A 17613-nucleotide genomic window follows, 5' to 3' on the forward strand; every position below is an offset into this window, starting at 1 on the left:
ATCTTCTATTTTATATAATAAAATTATTAAACGTTTTCAAAATATGTATCAGGGTCAATAGGATTATATGGTTCGTTAATCCAAAAAAGAGTAATTAATTCTTCATCACCGATATTTTTGATATTATGAGTATACCAGATTGGCATGTCTACATAGGAAGGTTCTTTTCCATCTAAATAATAACTAATAATATCTTTTGTGCCAATTTTCCGTAATTGTATTAATGCTTTACCACTAATTACAGCAAATCGTTCAGCTTTTCTAGAATGAAAATGATTTCCACGGGTTATACCTGGGACTGTTGTTGAAAATGAAAATTGGCCACTTGTTTGAGTTCTGGCTATTTCCACAAAACTTCCACGAGGATCCGTATGTTTTGTGTATTTTACAGGATAATGTTCTTGTGGTACATAACATCTAAAAGTATTAAATAGAGCTTTTTCAAAAGAATCCTCTAGATTTGGGAATACACCATTTTCAACATAATCAGATTTATATTGATTCAATAAGCTCAATACTTCTGAGACTTTCTTAGGATGATTGGGTTTTATTGCTAACTCGTAGCTATTTTTCCCAATAGCTTTTGTTTCTAGTGTGTTTTGTATTACGTTAATGAAAAGTTGCACCAGTTCATTGATGTAAATGAGTCCTAATTCACTATCATTTAATATTTCTGGGATTTCTCCATGAGCTATTTTATGACAAAATGTAGCGACCACAGAATTATAATTAGGTTTGCCGAAAGGACCAAATACGTTAGGTATGGTCATTGAAGTGAATTTTCCACCACTGGTATCTGCCCAATTCATCAGTTTTGCTTTACCTTCCTTTTTTGATTTTCCATAAAGATTATCACTCGTTTCTTGAGACGACGACGAGAATAAAATATGAGGTTTAACTTGCTGTCTTATACATGATGAAATTAATTTATCTACTAATTCTAGATTAGTATTGTAGATAACATTTTGATCTTCATGACGATTCATAGCAGCTAAATGCACAATGGTGTCACATTGGCTAACAAAACGCCCTAAAGCTGTAGGGTTATCAAAATATTCTCTTTTAAAAGAAACTAATTCTACCGTTTCATCTAACGATAGGGTAGTGTAAAGGTGATTGCCTACAAAACCTGCTTGCCCTGTGATTCCTATCTTTTTCATTTATGCTGAATTTATTTCAGTATTAATAGTATTATATTTTAAATTCCGCGAAGACGGAAATATTTTAAACTTGATTACCAGGCAGCCGTCCAATTATCTACAGAAAACCTAAAATCGTCTTCTTGGGAATCTTCTAAAGAAAAATTTGAAAAAACAATTAGTTTTGAGTTGGCTTCATTAGCTTTAAATGCAGTCGCATACCCCCCTGATATTTCTATAATACGGGGTTGTTCTGCAGTTAAAACATGTCGTTTTGCTACGAGCGTCTTGGAAGGTTTTTCAAAATTATCTACTTTAATCAAGTTAACAATGAAAGATCCTGCATTACAATAAAACCATTTCTTTTCTTTTTTATGCCCTTGCCAGCCGCGGATGTTAGTCGTATCACTAGGTGATATTTCATACATGCGAACAAGCTCACTCATATCGAACGTGTTAAAAAAAATTAATCCACCACGTTTATCAGAAAAATTAGAGCCGTCAAAAACTTTATGAAAAATCATTTAGAGCTGTTCTTTAATGTAATCTAAATCTAATAAGGTTTGTTTTAACTCTGATTCGGTCAACTGGGTAGTGTTGTGCGAATGATAGTCTTCAATAACACTAACGTCGGGTTCACCTTCAGAGAAATACCTGCTATAATTTAAATCTCTATTATCTGCTGGAATTCTATAAAACTCACCCAAATCTTCCGCTTTTTGCATCTCTTCACGAGTACAAAGGGTTTCATATAGTTTTTCACCGTGGCGGGTTCCTATAATTTTAATATCATTATCAGCTTTGAATATAGTTTTTACAGCATTTGCTAATTCACCAATAGTACTAGCAGGAGCTTTGTTAACAAAAAGATCACCTTGGCTACCTTTTTCAAAAGCAAAAAGCACCAAATCAACAGCATCATCTAATGACATTAAAAAACGCGTCATATTTGGGTCTGTAATAGTCAAAGGTGTTTTTTCTTCAATTTGTTTTACAAAAAGAGGAATCACAGAACCTCTTGATGCCATTACATTTCCGTATCGTGTTAAGCAAACGATTGTATCGTCATTCGGAATGTTTCTTGAAGCAGCAACCGCTACTTTTTCCATTAAGGCTTTACTTATTCCCATTGCATTAATAGGGTAAGCAGCTTTATCGGTACTTAAGCAAATTATTCGTTTTACTTTATTAGCCACTGCAGCATCAATGGTATTTTGAGTACCGAATACATTAGTTTTTGTAGCTTCTATTGGGAAAAACTCGCAAGAAGGCACTTGTTTCAAGGCTGCAGCATGAAATACGTAATCAACACCGCTCATTGCTCTGGCAATACTATTGTAATCGCGAACATCTCCAATATAGAATTTTAATTTTTCATTTTTTAATGAATTTCGCATGTCATCTTGCTTTTTTTCATCACGAGAGAAAATGCGAATTTCTTTAATGTCGGTTTTTAAAAAACGATTAAGTACTGCGTTACCGAAAGAGCCTGTTCCTCCAGTAATTAATAAGGTTTTATCTTTGAACATGGTATGTTATTTATAAATCGAATTTTTTTAAATTACTATATAAAATTTACAGATTTTGAACTGATGTATAATATCTTCACTTTTTCAAATTTAACAAGTTTTTTGGAGGAAATTTTAAATCAACAACCATTTGAACTTAACTATCAAACTTGAAATAGAATTTTTTATTGTTATGATTTAAAATCATAATTTTTATCTAATCTGAAATTATCTAAAAAGGCAAAATATTTTCTTGAAAGATTACTTTTAGTGCATGCTATTTCTACATAACTATGGTTGTCCAAAAACTTGACTTTTAAGCTTTAATGATTTTTATTAATTCTATTAAAAAAGTCTCTAAGAGGTTTTCTGAAGTTTTGATAACTAAATTCTTCTTGAGATGTTTTTTGTGCATTATTAACAATCGTTTTTTCAACATTTTTATAATTATAAATAATATACAGTAACTTGTCGTACATAGATTCATTGTCATTTGGAGGAACGATAAAACCGTTTATTCCATCTTTAATATATAATCCATTATCGCTTATATCTGTTATTAATATTACTTTTTTGTGATTTAGGTAATCAGATAGTTTTGTTGAAAAGCCATAGTTATTTTGTAAATTGTATCCTCTTGGAATAACTAATAAATCTTGTTGCCTTAAAAAATTGGATTGCTCACTAGGGTTTAAGTTACCATAATAATTGATTGTATTTTTCTTTTTTTCAATTTCCAACATTTGACTGTAATATTTATCTTTTGTTGGCCCGCACATGTTGAATTTTATTTTCTGCTTGTTTGTTGTAAGTTTATTAAGCACATTTATAAATTCAATTAAGTTTTCTTTACTAGGTATAATTGAACCTGAAAAACCGATATTAAAATATCCTTTGGTAGTATACACCGAATCAGAAATATAAACCTCAATATCGGGATCCGTCAAAATAGGAATACGGACTGTATTGCTATTAAATTTTTTACCATATTTTTCTATCTCAGTAGAAATACAAATTAATCCGTCAAAAAGTTTAAGGATGGGTTCAGTTATGGTAAAAACTATTTTAAACATAATTTTCTTAATGGAGTATTTAAGTTTTTTGAATGATAAAACTTCGTGTACAGCGGAAGCATGTTTTCTAACTTCGTTTAGTTCGTAAAAAACAATACGTTTTTTAAAGAGTTTAAGATACACTGCAGTTAAAAGTTCCAAAAAAACAAATGTCATAGGGTAAATCAAAAACATATTTTTTCCATTTTGCTTTTTTGAAAAAGCATCTAAGTGTCTAAGGAAATTAAATGTTTGGAATATGTTTTTTGTTGTTTTTTTTTGGTCCAGAATGTACACATTAGGGACAACTTGTGTAAAGTCCTTTTTTTTAAATTTTGTAGAACAACAGGTTATTAAATAAACGGTATGATTTTCACCAGCTAGTGCTTTAGCGTAGTAAAGCATTCGGGTTTTAGCTGCACTATTGTAAGAAAAATCACAATTACTAAATATATAATAGTTAAAGTTTTCCATTGTACGTTGAAAAGAAAAATTAAAATGAGTTCTAGAGTTTATCTCAGAAAATAATTAAGGAATAGGCATAACTATATTAGAATGATATATCTATATGGTTTTTCTTAAATTTTATTTTCTTTAACAAACCTATGATAATAATAAAGCATGATACAAAAATATAGTCCACTTGCTAAAATTTTTGTTAAAATCGCTCCATTGATACCAAAGAACTTGATAAGTAGGGTGTATCCTAAAATGTTCATAACTCCAACAAAATAAGCCGCATTTCTAAGTAATTTGCCTTGACCTTTCGCTCCAAGAAAGCGATTTACTAAGTCCCCAAAACCATGAAATATAAAACCTAAAATTAAATATTTAGATATATTGGCAACTTCTAAATATGCGGTATCATAAAAAGTGACTATAACAATATCAATAAAAAGATAGAATATAAGTAGCGCAAAAGCAGTACCAAGTGTACTAAAGTAAAATACTTTTTTTGGGATATGTTTAATTGTAGCAAATTGTTTGAAAAAAATAGTGCCAAGCACAGATGGGATTACAAGTAAAGGGCCGCATACCGTCAAGGCAAGCATGAAGAAGCCTACTTGAGAATTATTCATGAAATAGGAAATACTGAGACCGGCAATATGAGTTGTAGCTACACCCGCAAGACTACCATAATAGATAGGTCTACCGTTATACTTGTTTTCTTTTAATAAATTTCTTACAAACTGTTTTTCGTATTTGAAATTAGGTTTAAGACCTGAAATTACAATTAGAAGAGTTATTAGAAGTATACCGTAATATAGAAATAAAACTATTTCAGCGTTAATTTCTATATTTAAATATGTTCTAGCTATGTATGCTGAAATAAGATAGGCTACAGAAGGTAATACACTAATGATGGAAATAGTATATATATGGTGTAATCCTTTCAGAATTTCAGCAAGTGCCAGGTGACCTAGAATAACCAATACTATAAAGAAATTCATTCTTATAGTAGAGGAGAGGTTATTGTCAAAAAAATAAGGTTGAAAATATGAGAAACCAAGAAATATAAAAATGCCTAATACAGAAGTTGCGAAAAAAATAATGGTAAAAAGACCAATGTATTTCTTTTTTTCTAAATTACTCGTGTTGATAGCCAATAATCGTGAAATGGATATGAAAAACCCTACTGAAACTAAACTAGCAATAAAACGAGCCACAGTTTCTATAAACTTGTAATCTCCAAACCCTTCTGGCCCCAGGACTCTTGAGTTGAAAATACTTACTAAAAAACCAAATACTATTGCTAGAATACTAGCACCATACATGGTAAGTATTTTTTTATACGATGCCTTCATTATTGAGTTTTGGATAAACTAAATTTATATAGAACTCTTCCTAAAACTATACTCATAGTAAAGAAGAAAAACTCGACAGACATTGTACTATAAATGGCTAACCCTGTTAAACCTAAAACCCATAAAACAAGAACAAAACATTCAACTCTAGTTTCATAATCTAAGTTACCTTTCAAAATCAGAATAATCGGAGCCACGAACGCTAAAAAGAAATAACAGAGAAAAGGTATTAAACCACCCCACCACAATAAATAAAGCCATTGATTGTCAACAGCTGTCCATACTTCGTTACCAAGCTGGTAATAAGCAAAATGACCCCTTCCTGTAACTAAATCAATAAAGTTTAATTGATTTAAAAAAACATGTAGTTGCTCAGATCTTGTGTCATTGGTACCTCTATTAATTAATAGATCTAAGGATTGTTTGAATATAGAAGTATTTAAGACTAAGTAAACGAAACCTAAAACACCTGTAAACAATGGTATTAAATATGATCCTTTTTTCTTTGTATTAAAGAAGTCAAACAAAAGTGTTAAAACGTATATCAATAAAAAAGATCTGGTTTGAGTTATTAGAGCCATTAAAACGCCCATGAATAAAACAAACACTCTAGCCCACTTAAATTCATTATTATTTTTTAAGATAAGAAAAACATAAGGTGCTATCCAAACCATATTGGTAGCATATACTCTGTATTTACTTAAGGCTTGCCCTCTCCAGAGCCCAACTCCAAAATCAAAAAAATTATAAATACACAGTCCTGATATAAATATAGCGGAAAACAAAGCGAATTTTTTGAAGGTTTCGTAACGCTTATTATGGTGTCCAACAAAAATTACACCTAAACATATCCAAGTCCCAATTCCTCTATTCGACATAAATTGAGCCATGTCAGAGAAATCTGCCCCACTTACAGCATAGTTCAGAGTGATTGTTAATAGCAAAATTGAATAACTAAAAAAAATAGATACCGCATATTTACCTCTGGAAGAGAAAATACTAAGGAAGGTGGTAATGAAAATACAAATGACCGAAAAAATACGTAAAAACTTCTCAGGCCCAAGTGCTATAGATCCATTGGTCATTGAAGAGTATAATCTTTCCTGAGCAAAGTAGACATATAAAAGACCAAAAACCAAGCCGGAATAAAGAAAGAATGAAATTATTTTTTCCTGTTGTTGTGATTTGCTCAAATCATGCATTTAAAATAATTGTTTGAGTATAGGTTACTTTAAAATATATACCAAAAATACGATGAACATTCTAATTTATTGTACTCTTTTAAAAAAGACGTAGTTCTTATATAATTCAGTGAATATGGAAAGGTAATAAATAGACAATTTAATTTATTCGTAATATAAATTTCACCTGACAAAAATCGGAAATACCATTATATTCGTTTGAAAGAATAGTACATTGGTATTTTAGTTTACTGGCATTATTTCAAATAATGAACGTTAAAAAGAGGGTTCTATTACATCTTTCAAATGCAGCGCTTGTTTTAAAGTGGAAGTTAAAATCGATTTTGATAGTAGTACTTTATGAAAGGTTCTTTGATTTGGCTATAGTTTTTTTGAAAATATATTAACATTTATTAAAGCTCTTTAGAGTATTTCAAACAAAGGGACATGTATCTGCAGAGCTACTAAATACATAATATTAAGAATGTGTTAAAATTTTCCTTCGTGTTCAAAAATAAAAAATTAGAACTATTAAAACATTGGGTATTTTCAATAGTAGGCTAAATCAAAAATCTATAAGATTTAAATATTCTTCAAGATTTGTATAACCGTTGTTGTTTTTATCATCATTATGATCTGCAATTTTCGGGTTACTTCCAGCAATTAATTCCCATTCATCAGGCATTCCATCTTTATCTGAATCATAATTGTGCGCTCTAATTTCAAAAGGGATGGAGTTTACATTTTGATGATACTCAATATAATAAGACGCTTTAAGTACGTCGTCAGCCTTAGCATGTTTAACCACAGTATTTGTTTTCACATAATTTAAAAAAGTGTTATCTATAGCATCGTAATTTGATGAAATGGAACCATTGCTGTGAAGTCTTTTTGAACACCCAGCATTATCTTGCCCTGTCTTTAGAGCATTTTCTGCCGTTTTTACTGGTACTGGATGACCAAGTAGTGTAAAAGGAGTATTTGACCTAAAATCATTAGGTGCTGGATCCCATTGCTTTAAACCAGCATGAGGACCACTAGTGACATCAAATCTCATTCTATACATTTGCCAATTATCATCGTCAGCACCAAGAACTCCATTAATCACATTACCATTTGTATAAGCCTTGGCATCTTGTTGGAACCTAAGGTCTAGCCAAGTAGCACCATGTTGTTTAGAACTTAAAACATTGGTGGGTCTTTCTCCTCTTTGGTAATAATTGTTTATTTCGTTAAACCTAGCAGAACCCTGTCTACAAGGAAATACATTGAGGTTTCTAGCCCAATTGTGAATTACATTGTTAATTGATTCTGCATTTGAAACACAAACGTTGGGAAATCTATAACCTGAATTTACAAATACGTTATTTAATAGAGACATACTTGCAATGTATGTAGTGTTGTTTCCATCTCCCAGTATCATGCCTTTATGACTGTCAATTACAAGATTATTTTGGAATGTTACATTATCACTATCACCAACAACACTTACAGCTTCATCACCACCCCAAGCAATTGAAACATGATCAAATATTGAATTTGTTATATGTGTAAGGTTAAGGGCGTCATATCCAGTGTTTTTGTTATTTCCAGAGCTAATATACTCTGGAATATATTTAGGTTTAAATCTGATATATCTCATTATTATGTTGTCACACCTACTCATCAAAAAAAGGTCTCCTGTTATTGAAATTCCTCCCTCAGGTGCTGTTTGTCCCGCAATTGTTAAATTGTCAGAACTAGTAGTTAGATTGGATTTCAATTCAATAGTCCCTGATACATCAAATATTATGTATCTATTAGATTGGCTTACGGCATCTCTGAAGCTACCTAGACCGCTATCATTTAAATTAGTTACATGATACACGGACCCACCACGTCCGCCAGTGGCATTTGACCCCGCGCCATAAGCAGAAGGGAAGGCTTTTAGTTCTCCATACTCCTTACTTATTTTTATGGTAACAGTACCTGTTTGAATTGTGGTTTCTTTATTCTCATTTTGTGTTTCTGTAGTGTAAGTGAAGGTTTCTGTTGACTCTGAACTATCTTCCTTAGTTTCAGTTTCAGTTTCAGTTTCAGTTTCAGTTGTAGTTTCAGTTGTAGTTTCAGCTGGGTTGTTATCCGTGTTATTTGGAATTTCTGTTATATCTTTTTCCGTGGTATTTCCCGAGTCATTAATTGATTCAGGGGTGTATGTTAAGGTTTTATCTTCATTAGTTGTAATAGTTCCATTAGCGGGTGTTGAAATGTCTATAATTTTGACATTATCAATATCTTCAAAGCCATCATTGGCTAGGACATCCAATACTAAAGGGGTATTAGTTGCTGCTAAATAAAAGTCATCATTTATTAATCCTTGATATAATTTGGCTTCATGAGAGTCTGTAACCAGGTAGTCAGCCAGAAGATCAACATCCCTGCTACATGAGAAGATTATAATTAAAATAAAAAAAGGCATAGTAATCCTTATAAGTTTTTTTAATAGACTGGTCATAAGTAGGTTAAGATTTTGACTTTTAATAGGATGGGTTCACTTTGGGGATGAATACCAAACTATATTTGTAATATATGATTTTCAATTACATAGATATAGATATAAGTGCTTAGAGGCTAATATATTGTCGAAATACATTTAATTTCGATGAATAGCATAATTATTAACGATTATTTTATTTTATTCCGACGAATTACATTGTTTATTAACAAGTCATAATTTTTCTCCAATAATGAATCAATTGAGACAATTTTAAAATTAAATGTATATTGGTAATTAGTGTTCTTAATTTTTATCAAACATTAAAAACGCTGAAACTTTTTTAGTTTGTTATATGGAAAGATAGCTAATTCCCAATTTACCAATTAATTATAATTAAAGCAGGTAGAATAAAAAAATAGCCCTCAATGGCTAAATTTTTATTGAGGGCTATTGAGAAATTATTGTAGAATAAAATTATTTTAAAAGTAATTATTCTTCAATTACTTTTAAAGAAACAGAAGAAGAGCTATTATTTAACTTATTGGTATTATCATTTAAACCAATTCCACTAGGTGATTTAACTCTGATTTCTCCTTTCATATCCTTTAAATCCCAGTTATTGTTTGAAGGCCCATATAATTCCAAAGAAGGGTCTATTCCGTCGTAATCTATAAGAACATTTTCGAAAGTAAACCCTCCCATATTAGCGTATGATTTATTACCATAACTAAGCAAACCTATATGAATAGCAGGAAGGTCGCTGCCTGTACTAATATTTTTAAATACTGCATTTTTAACGGTAACATGATAAGCCTCCCATGTCTTTTTTGTGTATATAGCACCCCATTTGCTATTTTCAACTCTCAAGCCGTCAAATGTTACAGAACCTTTTACCGGGTTGGTTCGGTTATTTATACTCATGCCTAAATCTATTTCTGTTTTATATAACCTAGAATTTGAACTTGAGAAATTATTTGTGAGATACATGTTTTTAAAAGTAATATCAACAGGTCTTGATGTTCCATCTAGATAGGTAAAAGCTAAGAGAATTCCAGGGCCATAATTATCTTTGACAGTACAATTTTCAAACAATATGTTCTCTAATCTCTCATATTTGGAGTTTGGTTCTAAATCAATTCCAGCTCCTGGATCTTTTCCTGAAGTAGATGAAAATGTAGAATTTTTCACAACCAAACCATCTACGGCAGTAACGGAAATACCTTGTCTCGTATTATTTGTGGAAATTACATCTTCTATTCTAATATTTCTGCAATAATCATCGTAAGTGTACTGCGATATGTATATACCATCGCCTCCACTATCTTTAATAGTCAAACCTTTAACAGAGATGTTATTGGAGCCAATTATAGATAATGCATGGTTTTGCGAACCTCCATATTCATTCTTGTTCATTTTCAAAGTGGCTCCATAACCTTCGATATCTAAGTTATTTGCATTTACAAATTGAAACAGTCTGTCTACTTCGCGAAATGCCCCACTTTTTGCTCTAAGAATTACTCCCGATTCAAAAATTATGGTTTTATTACTAATATCTTTAAAGGTTAGTGGCTCTACGATCCAATCGCTTGATTGTTTATCTACAATAATAACACTGTGTGATGAATTAATAGCAGCTTTTATTGCAGAAGTAGCGTTGCTAGAATTATAGCCAAAAGTAGAAGCTTTTATTCCATTTGAAGAATTACTATTGCCATTATCGGTGTCACCACCGCCAGTGTCACCACCGCCAGTGTCACCACCACCAGTATCTCCGCCACCGTTGTCCACAGGTCTTTCGTTCACTTTTACATCAATAGTTGTGGCATGGGTCAGTCCATCTTTATCTTTTACAGAAAGTTCTACTTTGTAAGTACCCGGATTAGCAAAATCGTGGGAAGGGTTTTTATTTGTTGTTGTAGAACCATCATTAAAATCCCAGAAATACCCTGTAATGCCTGTATCGTCAGTAGAGTTATTTGCACTAAATTGAACATTTAGTGGAGCATAACCAGTTAAAGGGGTACCTGAAGCTACCGCCACTGGAGCTTCGTTTTGAGTTTCAGTTATACTGATGGTAACGGTATCTGAATCTTTTAAACTTTCTTCATCAGTTACCGTAAGCAATACATCATAAGTACCTTCCTTTGTAAATGAATGTGAAGGATTGGAACTGGTTGAAGTACTACCGTCCTTAAAGTCCCAAAAATAATTTTTAACTCCTTTATCATCTGTAGAATTACTACCGTTAAACTGGATTTCTAAAGGAGCCTCTCCATTGGTAATATTTGCAGAAGCATTAGCCTTAGGAGCTTCGTTTTCTGTTTCGGTAATTTTGACAGTTATAGTTTCGGAATCTTTTAGTCCCTCTTCATCTGTAACAGTTAAAACAACATTATATGTGCCTTTTTCGTTGAAAGAATGAGAAGGATTACTGCTGGTAGCTGTGCTGCCATCTTTAAAATCCCATGAATAACTTTTAACTTCTTTATCATCTGTAGAACTGCTGCCTTTAAATTGAATTTCCAAAGGAGCTTCACCTTCGTAAATATTTGCAGAAGCTTTTGCCGTTGGTGCTGCATTTTCTGTAGCGGTAACCGTAATAGTTACTGTATCTGTATCTTCAAGACCGTCCTTGTCTTTTACCGTTAACAGTACTTCGTAGGTTCCGGCTTTAGTAAATGAATGAGATGTTGAAGATGAACTTCCCTTATCACCATCCTTAAAGTCCCAAACATAACTAGCGATTTCATCATCGTCTGAGGATTCCTTGCCATCAAAACTAACATTTAATGGAGCCTCACCAGATGTTGGTGTTGCTTTAGCTACAGCTTTAGGGGCGTTGTTTTCTTTAGCTGCAACCGTAATGGTTACTGTATCCGTGTCTTCAAGACCGTCTTTGTCTTTTACCGTTAACAGTACTTCGTAAGTTCCGGCTTTAGTAAAGGAATGAGATGTTGAAGATGAACTTCCCTTATCACCATCCTTAAAGTCCCAAACATAACTAGCGATTTCATCATCGTCTGAGGATTCCTTGCCATCAAAACTGACATTTAATGGAGCCTCACCAGATGTTGGTGTTGCTTTCGCTACAGCTTTAGGCGCGCTATTTTCTTTTGGTTTTACTGTAATAGTGGTTTCTTCGGTATCAATTTTCCCTTGAGCATCTTGTACTGTAAGGCTTACCTTGTATGTACCCGCTTTTTCAAATATATGAGAAGGATTTGCTTCATTGGAAGAATTACCATCGCCAAAATTCCATCCATAGTTTTTAACCTCTTGATCGTCACTAGAATTATTACCCGTAAAACTAACTTTAAGTGGTGCAGTTCCCGAAGAAGGAGCAGCATCTACTGCTGCAATAGGAGATTGGTTTTCAACAGGATTTGTTACAGGGGGTTTAATTTCATCTTCCTTAGGAGTCTCTACCGGTGTTTCCTCTTCCTCTTCTTCCTCTTCTTTAGGAGTTTCAACTTCTTCCTCTGTTTCTTCTTTAGGAGTCTCTACCGGTGTTTCCTCTTCCTCTTTAGGAGTCTCTACTGGCGCTTCCTCTTCTTCTTTAGGAGTTTCAACTTCTTCCTCTGTTTCTTCCTTAGGAGTCTCTATTGGCGCTTCCTCTTCCTCCTTAGGAGTTTCAGCTTCTTCTTCTGTTTCTACTACTTCGTTTGGAGTTTCTGTCTCTTCAGCGGTTTCATCTTGATTTTCTTCGTCGGATATAGGCTCTGGCTCAGGAGTGATTATCGAGATGTTTTCGTTTTCTTGAATTATAGCTTCAGCATCTTGTGGAGCACTGTAGGTAACCACAAGTTTTGGTCCTTCTTTTGTGTCATGCTCTTTTGATGCAAATGCTAAATCATTACCGTCTTCATGTTTAAGTACCAAGGTAATTACTTCTGTTCCTACCTTTTCTTCATCTAAAATGATTTCGTGAGTCTGATTAACTTGGAAAGTTTTATTTGTGGAGCCTAATAATGTGTCAGATTGTGGTGCCGTAATCTCCGTAATGCTATGTTCGGACCAATCAGTAGAATCTCCTTTTAATATAGATATGGTTCCATGACCGTCATCATTACTAATCGTAAATTCAAAATGAATCTCTTCTAAGCTTCCTCCAATAGAATCGATTTGACTTAAATCAAACATAATATAACTTTCTCTGCTACCTTCCTCAAGTCTTATCAAGTCTTGATTATAACCCTTACCACTTTGCAAATGTGCATCATGAATAGGGGTGAAGATCGTAGTTCTTGTTTCATATATTTTTTCAGTAATCGTTTCCTCTTCATCCACATCAAGAATTTCTTCCTCTAGAATTTCCTCTTCCTCGATTTCTTCAGAAGTGTCTTTGCTATCTGCTTCTTTAACTACCGTTGATGGTTCACTTAAGACTGCATCTTTTAAAAGCTCGTTGTCTTTGGTGCAGGAAATTATAATAAGTAGAAAAACAAATACAAACCCTATAAAAGATTTGTTCGGTGTAGTGGGGTGAAATTTCATAAGTGGGCTAAAAAGTTAAATTTTCTTAAAAACTATAGAGTCCTAAATTTTTTTCATAATCGTTAAAAAGCATATTTCATCGATTAAATGCAGGCAGCCAAAAATAGAAACAAATTGCTAGCATCTGGTTTTTTCGATGAAAAATATTTAAAAATCGATGAAATACATTAAAAAGTGTTAAAATAGGCCGTTTGTCGAATACTAGATACAGTACGGTAAAATGTCTTGCTTTAGACGTTTATGTTTTATCTTTTTAACGTTTTGTTGGGAATTTATTCGACAAAGTGCATAAAACTGTTAATTTTTCTGACAACTTACTGCGTATTTTGACGATGTAATTGTTAATGGTTATGATAGCTTTCTCTTATAAATTCAGTTTTTTTAGGGCTCGATTCATATAGGAACTTTAAAAAGAATTATAGACGATTCATAAGTTTACGAACCAATAGTTTCTGTATATTTATTTGGATGTCATCGAAAAGAAGATTGTTTTATAGCATATCAGAAACTAAAAAAGGGTCTAATAGTATATATTAGACCCTTCGTGCAATTTATAATTTAATTACTTTTCTCTTAAAGCCTACCGTCAGCTTTCTCTTTTAAAATACTTTTTACATCGTATAAAACGCCATCTTCGTTCAATAAGCCTCTAAGATCAAGGTCAATAAATTCTTTATGTGCAACAGTTAACACAACCACGTCAAATTTTTGGTCGGGTAATGTGGATACCATGTCTAGATGAAGTTCTTTTTTAACCTCTTCTTTAGAAGCCCATGGGTCAAAAATAGTCAAATCCGTACCGTAACTTTTTAAATTATTGACAACATCAATAGCTTTTGTATTTCTAAAATCAGGGCAGTTTTCTTTAAAGGTAATGCCTAGAACAAGAATCTTAGCGGCTTTAATTTTAATATCCCGAAGTGCCATTAACTTAATTACTTCGGAAGCTACATATTTCCCCATGCCGTCATTCATGCGCCGACCGGCCAAGATGATTTCTGGATGATAACCAAACTCTTGAGCTTTTTGAGCCAAATAATAAGGGTCGACACCTATACAGTGTCCACCTACTAGCCCGGGTTTAAAAGGAAGAAAATTCCATTTGGTTCCTGCGGCTTCTAGAACGGCGTTTGTATCAATATTCATTAAATTAAAAATTTTGGCCAATTCGTTTACAAAAGCAATATTGATATCTCTTTGTGAATTTTCAATAACTTTTGCGGCTTCTGCAACCTTAATGCTAGGCGCTAAATGTGTGCCAGCCTTAATGACCGAAGCATAAAGGTCATCAACTTTTTTACCAATTTCAGGAGTTGAGCCAGAAGTTACTTTGAGAATTTTTTCTACCGTATGTTCTTTATCTCCTGGGTTTATTCGTTCAGGGGAATATCCTACAAAAAAGTCTTCGTTGAACTTTAATCCACTTACTCGTTCTAAAACAGGAACACATTCATCTTCTGTTACTCCAGGATAGACAGTAGATTCGTAAATCACCAAATCCCCTTTTTTTAAAACTTTACCAACCGTGTCACTAGATTTATAAAGTGGAGTTAATATAGGTCTGTTGGTGCTGTCAACTGGTGTAGGTACCGTTACAATATAATAGTTGCAATCTGCAATGTCCTCTAGATTAGAACTGCAATAAAGACCTATAGCGAACTGAGGTGTGCTTTGCAAAACAGCTTTTAAATCTTTATCACTAACTTCAAGTGTACTGTCTTTCCCAGATTGAAGTTCTTCAATTCTTTTTTGGTTTATATCAAAACCTATTACTGAATATTTGGTAGCGAACAAACGTGCCAAAGGAAGTCCTACATAGCCTAGGCCGATAATCGCAATTTTAGTTTTGTTCATGCTTTATTTTAAATTGTTCCAATACCAATCCATTGCCGATTTAAGACCCGACTTAATGTTGTATTGGGGATTATAGCCTAATTTTTTACGGGCTTTGTCAATAGAAGCCAAGGAATGGGGTACATCTCCTTGTCGTTCTGGGCCATAGACTATTTGAATATCTCCAATTTTGGTATCATAAGCGCTTAAGTATTGTTTTAATAGTTCAACTAATTCATTTAAACTCGTACGTTCACCAAAGGCCACATTGTAAACTGTATTTAGGGAGTCTTTATCGTCTGCCAAAAGTGCTTTTATATTCATTTCCACGACGTTGTCTATGTATGTAAAATCTCTAGAAAAACTTCCGTCACCGTTAATAATGGGTGATTCATAATTCATGAGTTGCATAGCGAATTTTGGGATTACGGCCGCATAGGCACCATTTGGGTCTTGCCTTCTACCGAATACATTAAAGTAACGCAGGCCTATAGTTTCAATTCCATACGTTTTTGAAAACACATCTGCATACAGCTCGTTTACATATTTGGTTATAGCATAAGGAGATAGTGGTTTCCCAATATGTTCTTCAATTTTGGGAAGTGCTTTTGAATCGCCGTATGTAGATGAGCTGGCAGCGTATACAAAACGTTTTACATTTGCATTACGCGCAGCAACTAACATATTTAAGAAACCAGATACATTAACGTCATTGCTGGTAATAGGGTCATTTATAGATCTTGGGACAGACCCTAATGCTGCTTGGTGTAATACATAATCTGCATTTTTACAAGCTGTTTCACAATCGTTCAGTTCGCGAATGTCACCTTTGATCAGGGTGAAATTTTTATTACCAAGAAAAGGTTTTATATTTTCACGTTTACCGGTCGCGAAATTATCGAGACAAATGACCTTGTTACCATTTTTTAATAGAGATTCACATAAATTAGACCCAATGAATCCAGCCCCACCGGTTACTAAAATTGTATATTCTGATGAGAAATTAAGTTTTTCGAGTAACATTTAATCTAGATGTAAAAGTGTTGATATTTAAAATCCTTAACCCCAATATATTTGGAATCCAATGAATTGATAGCAAAGGTGTGGAAAAATTACTGCGTAAGTATTATTATTCTGTCAAATAATAATTTAAAAAACAATATAAATACTTAAGGGGTAAGGCTTATATTTGTAAAATAGTTTAGTTTACTAATGCTTTTCGATTATTTGCTATTTGGTTTAATTTTTCTACAATTTGTCTAGCAGCTTCGTTATGTCCAAAGCACGTCCAATGTGAATCATAGTCAAAAGACCATTGTTGATCTTCTAGCTTTCTTAAAATTATATATTTATAACCCATATTTTTGCACAATCTTATAATATTATGATTTGTGCCTGGTCTAAAAACCAAAATTCGGTTATTAGTACGTACTGAATCACTAAAAGAAGAAAGTAAAATTTTCATTGACTCTAAATCTGGTAGTTTTTCCTTTTTTAAGGTCTTTGTGGCGGGTTCCTTTTGTTGCCAGTAATGGCTATATAAATAATAGATAAACTTTAAATTGTAAAGTGTATTTTTAGCTAAAGAGGATTGCAGTTCCGCTTGGATTATTTCTTTTTTAGAAACATCAAACTGAGTAATTTGTTTGTTTTTATTTAGTTGGGTGATGCTTTCTTTGAAATCTGAATCATACAAGTACAGTAATTGATATTTAGGTTCTAAAGAATCTAGCTGATCGGCAATTAAAGTGGCTTCCAGAAAATTTACACCAGAGCGGGATGCTTCTAAGAAGTTAAATTGTGGCAATCTATTTTTTAAATAAACTTTTTGATGACATGAATCAGGATTCATAAAATTTTCTATAAAAGAATCACCAATAATTGTTATTAAATTTTCATTGGAACTGGGTAAAATCCCAGGCCAACCTAGTTTATTAATTTGCCATGAATGTTCTCCTCCTTTCCAAGTTCCAACTTGATTTGGAATATATTTCTGTACACCCCATTGATCAATACTTCTTTTCGGAATATCTGGACTAATAACAAAAAGCCTAGCAATTAATTCCCCTACAATTATACCAACAACTATAAAAAGAATACTGGTGGTAATAAATTTTTTCATTTC

Annotated in this window: 11 protein-coding genes; all 11 read right to left on the reverse strand. The window is 32.8% G+C overall.

The window, feature by feature from the left end:
* Positions 1-26 precede the first annotated feature (26 nt).
* Positions 27-1160, reverse strand: coding sequence for a polysaccharide biosynthesis C-terminal domain-containing protein (locus IWB64_RS13970; protein WP_194534578.1), 1134 nt, complete (start codon positions 1158-1160; stop codon positions 27-29).
* A gap of 74 nt (positions 1161-1234) precedes the next feature.
* A complete protein-coding gene (locus IWB64_RS13975) occupies positions 1235-1663 on the reverse strand; it encodes a hypothetical protein (RefSeq protein ID WP_194534579.1) in 429 nt (142 codons plus the stop codon).
* On the reverse strand, positions 1664-2668 hold the full coding sequence (locus IWB64_RS13980) for a polysaccharide biosynthesis protein (protein WP_194534580.1): 1005 nt from the start codon (positions 2666-2668) through the stop codon (positions 1664-1666).
* A 302-nt stretch (positions 2669-2970) separates the two neighbouring features.
* A complete protein-coding gene (locus tag IWB64_RS13985) occupies positions 2971-4173 on the reverse strand; it encodes a glycosyltransferase (RefSeq protein ID WP_194534581.1) in 1203 nt (400 codons plus the stop codon).
* 104 nt (positions 4174-4277) lie between these two features.
* The gene (locus IWB64_RS13990) at positions 4278-5504 is read right to left on the reverse strand and encodes an oligosaccharide flippase family protein (protein ID WP_194534582.1); all 1227 of its coding nucleotides are present in this window, start codon (positions 5502-5504) and stop codon (positions 4278-4280) included.
* Positions 5504-6697, reverse strand: a complete 1194-nt coding sequence (locus tag IWB64_RS13995; protein ID WP_226975899.1) for a hypothetical protein — start codon at positions 6695-6697, stop codon at positions 5504-5506. The genes IWB64_RS13990 and IWB64_RS13995 overlap by 1 nt, the downstream gene beginning before the upstream one ends.
* A gap of 553 nt (positions 6698-7250) precedes the next feature.
* Positions 7251-9143, reverse strand: a complete 1893-nt coding sequence (locus IWB64_RS14000) for an Ig-like domain-containing protein (RefSeq protein ID WP_194534584.1) — start codon at positions 9141-9143, stop codon at positions 7251-7253.
* 507 nt (positions 9144-9650) lie between these two features.
* On the reverse strand, positions 9651-13655 hold the full coding sequence (locus tag IWB64_RS14005) for a PKD domain-containing protein (protein ID WP_194534585.1): 4005 nt from the start codon (positions 13653-13655) through the stop codon (positions 9651-9653).
* Between the two features lie 573 nt (positions 13656-14228).
* Positions 14229-15509, reverse strand: coding sequence for a nucleotide sugar dehydrogenase (locus IWB64_RS14010; RefSeq protein WP_194534586.1), 1281 nt, complete (start codon positions 15507-15509; stop codon positions 14229-14231).
* Positions 15510-15512: 3 nt separating this feature from the next.
* Complete coding sequence (locus tag IWB64_RS14015; protein ID WP_194534587.1) at positions 15513-16511, reverse strand: SDR family oxidoreductase; 999 nt, start codon at positions 16509-16511, stop codon at positions 15513-15515.
* 178 nt (positions 16512-16689) lie between these two features.
* Positions 16690-17610, reverse strand: a complete 921-nt coding sequence (locus IWB64_RS14020; protein ID WP_194534588.1) for a hypothetical protein — start codon at positions 17608-17610, stop codon at positions 16690-16692.
* Positions 17611-17613 lie beyond the last annotated feature (3 nt).

It is taken from the genome of Zobellia nedashkovskayae, assembly GCF_015330125.1.
Lineage (GTDB): Bacteria > Bacteroidota > Bacteroidia > Flavobacteriales > Flavobacteriaceae > Zobellia > Zobellia nedashkovskayae.